Here is a 4019-nt window from a genome sequence, read left to right on the forward strand (position 1 = left end):
GCGTCGTCGGAAAACTAGGCCTGATCATCGTCGACTACCTACAGCTGATGTCGGGGGATGGCGGATCAGGTGAAAACCGCACAAGCGAGGTATCGCAAATTTCGCGCGAGTTGAAAAAGACGGCGAAGGAATTCGACGCGCCCGTGATCGCGCTGTCACAGCTAAATCGTGGGCTCGAGCAGCGCCCGAACAAGCGGCCCATGATGTCCGACCTTCGCGAGTCCGGCGCGATCGAACAGGACGCCGACGTTATTCAGTTTATTTACCGAGACGAGGTGTACAACCCGGATAGCGCGGACCGGGGTACCGCGGAACTAATTATCGCAAAACAGCGGAACGGACCACTTGCTACGGTGAGATTGGCATTCCGAAATGAATTAGCGAGATTCGAGAATTTTGCAGAACCTACAGGGGCGTATTAATGGCGGGAGTGCCAACATCATTTACCTGGCGCCGGGCGATGACCGCGAGCGACTTGCCTGGTACGACCAAGCTCGTATTGTTCGTCATAGCCGAGTATGCGAATTCGATCGACGACACTTGCTGGCCGTCTATCGATGAAATTGCCGGGCGCGCGACGTTGACGGCGCGCGCCGTGTCAAAGCATCTCGGCGTGGCAGAGCAGGCGGGCTGGATCAAGCGGTGGAAGTCGCGAAAGAGCGGGCGGAAGTGGGCGCACGGCCACTATCGTCTGACGGTGCCGGAGGAAGTTGCGCGTCGCGCGCGTGACGACCTGAACCTTGACATTGCCGGCGCTGACTTCGACGAGTCGGAACCACGTTCCGGTAATTCAGGGAAGTTTGAGGAACTACGTTCTGGTAATCCCGGCGAGTTTGACGAACCTGGTTCACGTGTCTCGCCGGAGGCCGGCGATTCTGAGGGCAATTCGGGGAGTTACAGGAACGACGTTCCAACTAACAACCCAACAAACAGATATTACGAAACTTCCTCTCTCTCTCAAACGCCGTCGGTATACCTGGGCGGTGAAGGTACAAGCAGAGAGGGAAATCGTCAAGAGGGCTACGCGGCGCTTGCGGCATGGATGGCTCGTCGGCTTCGCGACAGCGATCCGGGGGCTCGCGAGCCGGATCTTCGTGAATGGGCGTCGGACGTTGATCGCATGTTGGCCGACGGATTCGACCCACAGCAAATCGCAAAGCTGTGGGCGTGGGCGCTGCGCGACGGATTCTGGTGTTCCGTGGTTCGCTCGCCGGCGCGCCTTCGAAAGAATTGGGATCAGGTGCGCGCGAAGCGAAACCAGTCGCTGCAGCGCGAGCGGCAGTCGACGAACCAGCAAACGCACGACGATCGATGCTGCGCACACGTTGACGGCGACGGCATGCGATGCACCAACGTCGCCACGTCCATTCTCGGCGCGGGATCGACGCGTCGCGGTTATTGCCGGCGTCACGTCGGCCTTTACGAAAATTGAAGCGGGGGAACAATGTCGATTGAAAAGCGATTGGAAAATTGGGCGCGGGCGCAACGGAACGGCGGTGGCGAAGGTGGTAGCGATTCGCTTGTCGCGAGCATCTACTTCCCGTCGATCGGCGGGCGTTCGATCGACTCGACGCTCGATCTTGAGGACGCGAACAAGGTTGAGGTCGCGGTGCGCAAGCTGATGCCGTTGGATCGCAAGCTGTTGCAATTGCACTACGTCTGGCGCAAACCGCCGTTCGTGATCTGCCGCCGGCTCGGACTCAAGGTGCGGCCGACGACAATCTTCGATTTCGCGTTCGCGCACGCAAAGCGCGCCGTCGAGGAGAGGTTGGTGCAACCGCCGCCGCGCTACGTCTCGGTGCAGACGATCATCGATAAGATCGCGGAAGGTGTTGCAGAATCGAAATAGCTGTTCTACACTTCGATCCACAATTTGATCCGGTGAGTTTTACCGAGTGCGTGCGGCCTTTGCCGGACCGTCGCTCGCCCGGAAGAATCGCAAAGCCTCGATCGCGAAAGCGTCGAGGCTTTTTGCATTGGCCCTACGGCTTCACGTTTCGGATCAGTGCGTGCGCCATTCTCGCAGGGCGGTGTAGTACCCCATGATGATTTCCGCGAAATGAGTTCCCTCGTCGGGCGTCGGGAAGGCCGCACGCGAAAGCTCTGCGGCCAGATCACCCGCTGTAGCGCTGGCATCTTTCTTCAGAAGGTCGATGAGCGTGTTCGCTGCCATGCGTCGGCCGCTCAGATGGACGAGCTCCTTCCCGGCCTGCCGAATCTCGATCTTGATTTCGCGTCGGCGTTCCTCCAAATCCGCGCGTTGTTCGTCGGTCGCGGCTGTAACTTGGGGTTCGAGAAGTGATAGCTCTTGCATAGCCTTAGTCATCTTGCAACCGATCTCGCGCTCGCGGTCGCTGACGTCTTCGAGTTCTCGGGTAAGGGTTCCTTGGTCCACGGCTGTCCTTGTTTGTTGATAGAGAAGAGAGTGTAACGTGCCGAAGAAAGCACCGACCCAGTGTCGCCATTACGGATGCGGCCGACTGGTTGAGACGCCCGGCTACTGCGCCGAGCATGCGAGTGACGCAGTCGGCTGGCAATCAGATCGCCTGCGCGGCTCGCGTCATGCCCGTGGATACGGAACAGCATGGACAAAGCTGCGCCGTGAAGCGCTCGCGCGCGACAACGGGCTCTGTGTGCCGTGCCGGAAGAAAGGCCGGATCGCTCGGGCCGTCGCGGTCGACCACGTCGTATCGAAGGCCGAAGGCGGAACCGACGAGCTGGCGAACTTGCAGTCGATCTGCAAGCCGTGTCACGACGCGAAGACCGCGACCGAGGCCGCGCGGGGGCGCGGTCGCCGCTGACCGGAGCCGGGCCGACGCCCCCGACCGAGGGGGGGTATTTTTAATTTTTCGGACCCTTGCCTGGGACCGAACGTTCAGCCGCATTTTTTCGCGGACCACTTTTTGAAGAGGGGGGGGTTAAGAAAGCCGCCCCATAGAGCCGATCGCGCAACGCGAGATGAGTTTTTCGCCGGCTCGCTTACGGGAAGCCTCACATGAGTCCGAATCAACCGTTTGCCGACGTCGGCGGTGCCGACGAGTCGCGCGCGTCGGGCGGCGGCGGTGGGAAGGCGATCGAATCGCCGCCGCCGCCGCCCGGGGTGCACTTTGAGTCCTCGCATCGCAAGGTGTGGGACTACCTCTGTTTCGCGTTGCGTGCCGAAGGCGTGCCGCACCGGACTGCCGGTGTCGCGCTGGCGATCGTGTGCGTTGACTTCGTGCGCTGGGTGAAGGTCGAGCTGCAGCTGCGCGATTTCGAGAAGATCAATAACGGGTCGTTCATGACGGTAACGCCGAACGGTCATTCGCAGCCGCATCAACTCTACTACGCGGCGAAGTCGCTGAAAGAGGGGCTGCTCAAGTGTTTGCCGGAAGCCTGCCTGACGACGCCGTCGATGCTGATCGCGAAGTCGAAGATGGACGACTCGGACCAACAGGACGACCTGTTCGACGAGTTGCTGAACCACGCGCGCTCGCGGCCGACGAGCTTGCCCGCCTAACTCCAGGCATTCGGCATCGATGGGACGTGGAATACGGCCTGCCGGTGTTGCGTGGCGAGATTGTAGTCGGCGAGTTCGTGTTCCTCGCGGTCAAGCGCCACTATGTCGATCTGATCGACGGTCCGGCGCGCGGCATTGTGTTCAGCGCCGGGCACGCGCACCACGTCATCGACTATATCGAGCGACAGTTCTTTCACATCAAGGGCGCGCTCGCGGGACAGGCATTGGTGCTCGATCCGTGGCAGCGGTTCTGGACGGCCGTGATGTACGGCTGGCGCCGCGTCGATTCCGTGCTGCGACGCTTTCGCACCGGGTACGAAGAGGTCGCGCGCAAGAACGGCAAGTCGACGTGGAAGGCCGGCCAGGGCGATTACCTGTTCCTGATGGACGGCGAGCAGGGCGCGGAGGTGTACACGATCGCGACGACGCGCGAGCAGGCGATGAGCGTGTTCAAGCCGGCGCTCGACAACTACCGTCGCCGGTGCCGTCGTTCGAAACGGCTGGCGCGTTCGATCAAGGT

At 61.1% G+C, this 4019-nt stretch carries 7 protein-coding genes; 6 read left to right on the plus strand and 1 reads right to left on the minus strand.

Going from position 1 to position 4019, the window contains the following annotated elements; all coding sequences use genetic code 11:
* The 3 genes from AC3IFE_RS18155 to AC3IFE_RS18165 form a co-directional block, all read left to right on the plus strand.
* A partial coding sequence (locus AC3IFE_RS18155) for a replicative DNA helicase (RefSeq protein ID WP_489191418.1) occupies window positions 1–422 on the plus strand: 422 nt, incomplete at its 5' end.
* 38 nt (window positions 423–460) lie between these two features.
* The gene (locus AC3IFE_RS18160; RefSeq protein WP_489191419.1) at window positions 461–1432 is read left to right on the plus strand and encodes a helix-turn-helix domain-containing protein; all 972 of its coding nucleotides are present in this window, start codon (window positions 461–463) and stop codon (window positions 1430–1432) included.
* Window positions 1433–1444: 12 nt separating this feature from the next.
* Complete coding sequence (locus AC3IFE_RS18165; protein ID WP_489191421.1) at window positions 1445–1849, plus strand: hypothetical protein; 405 nt, start codon at window positions 1445–1447, stop codon at window positions 1847–1849.
* Between the two features lie 153 nt (window positions 1850–2002).
* Here the strand turns inward: AC3IFE_RS18165 and AC3IFE_RS18170 are convergent, their stop codons facing one another.
* Window positions 2003–2395, minus strand: coding sequence for a hypothetical protein (locus AC3IFE_RS18170; RefSeq protein WP_489191422.1), 393 nt, complete (start codon window positions 2393–2395; stop codon window positions 2003–2005).
* Between the two features lie 37 nt (window positions 2396–2432).
* On the opposite strand from AC3IFE_RS18170, the gene AC3IFE_RS18175 reads away from it, so the two are divergent.
* The 3 genes from AC3IFE_RS18175 to AC3IFE_RS18185 all read left to right on the plus strand — a co-directional run.
* Complete coding sequence (locus AC3IFE_RS18175) at window positions 2433–2801, plus strand: HNH endonuclease (protein ID WP_489191423.1); 369 nt, start codon at window positions 2433–2435, stop codon at window positions 2799–2801.
* 194 nt (window positions 2802–2995) lie between these two features.
* A complete protein-coding gene (locus AC3IFE_RS18180; protein WP_489191424.1) occupies window positions 2996–3499 on the plus strand; it encodes a hypothetical protein in 504 nt (167 codons plus the stop codon).
* Window positions 3500–3525: 26 nt separating this feature from the next.
* A partial coding sequence (locus AC3IFE_RS18185; protein ID WP_489191425.1) for a terminase large subunit domain-containing protein occupies window positions 3526–4019 on the plus strand: 494 nt, incomplete at its 3' end.

The organism is Burkholderia sp. APQ4-4ca (assembly GCF_057837105.1).

Coding starts and splice junctions, on each gene's coding strand:
- AC3IFE_RS18165 (WP_489191421.1), top strand. CDS start 1,445: ATGTCGATTGAAAAGCGATTGGAAAATTGGGCGCGGGCGCAACGGAAC.
- AC3IFE_RS18180 (WP_489191424.1), top strand. CDS start 2,996: ATGAGTCCGAATCAACCGTTTGCCGACGTCGGCGGTGCCGACGAGTCG.
- AC3IFE_RS18160 (WP_489191419.1), top strand. CDS start 461: ATGACCGCGAGCGACTTGCCTGGTACGACCAAGCTCGTATTGTTCGTC.